The sequence below is a fragment of the Acidovorax sp. JG5 genome (assembly GCF_017939685.1).
In the GTDB taxonomy this organism is placed as follows: Bacteria; Pseudomonadota; Gammaproteobacteria; order Burkholderiales; family Burkholderiaceae_C; genus Acidovorax.
Genome location: NZ_JAGKSE010000069.1, coordinates 1 through 540, shown reverse-complemented (window position 1 = coordinate 540; position 540 = coordinate 1). Strand labels below are relative to the sequence as shown.

Below are 540 nucleotides of genomic sequence, written 5' to 3'. Positions count from 1 at the left end.
TTACAGGTTGGCAGGTGTTGCACTTCACTTTTGAATCCGCCATCAGTAAGCGGTCAGCCATGGTATCTTGAAACAATGTCGTACTCGTAGGAGCCTCGTGTCCACCTCAACTCTAGGTGGACACGTGAACACTACTCCTGAACAAAGCGGCGAAGGTCGTCGGCGCCGACGTTTGCACAGTGACGAATTCAAAGCGAACGCAGTGGCGTCATGCATGCAGCCAGGCATCTCGATGGCTGCGGTGGCGATGGCCAATGGGATCAACGCGAACCTTCTGCGCCGCTGGGTGCAAGCTGCGGAGATGCGCCCCGGTAGCGTCGTTCCAGATGCGCCGCCGGCGCCCAAGCGCCAGGGGGCAAAAACACCTGCAGCCTTCGTGCCGATGCAGCTACCAGCAGGATCCAACATTTATGTTGTGTCAACCACCGCCGAATTGAGCAACCTTGTAGAGGGCGGTGTAGAAGACCACATATCTCGGGGCGCAACATAACCGGCGAAGTGAATCGCCCCGGTTTTTGAGGAGGCTCTTTTCTCTGAGAG

General features: G+C 57.0%; 1 protein-coding gene. It reads left to right on the top strand.

Annotated elements, in window-relative coordinates:
* The first annotated feature begins 124 nt into the window (after positions 1-124).
* Complete coding sequence (locus tag J8G26_RS19150) at positions 125-490, top strand: transposase (RefSeq protein WP_210570848.1); 366 nt, start codon at positions 125-127, stop codon at positions 488-490.
* Positions 491-540 lie beyond the last annotated feature (50 nt).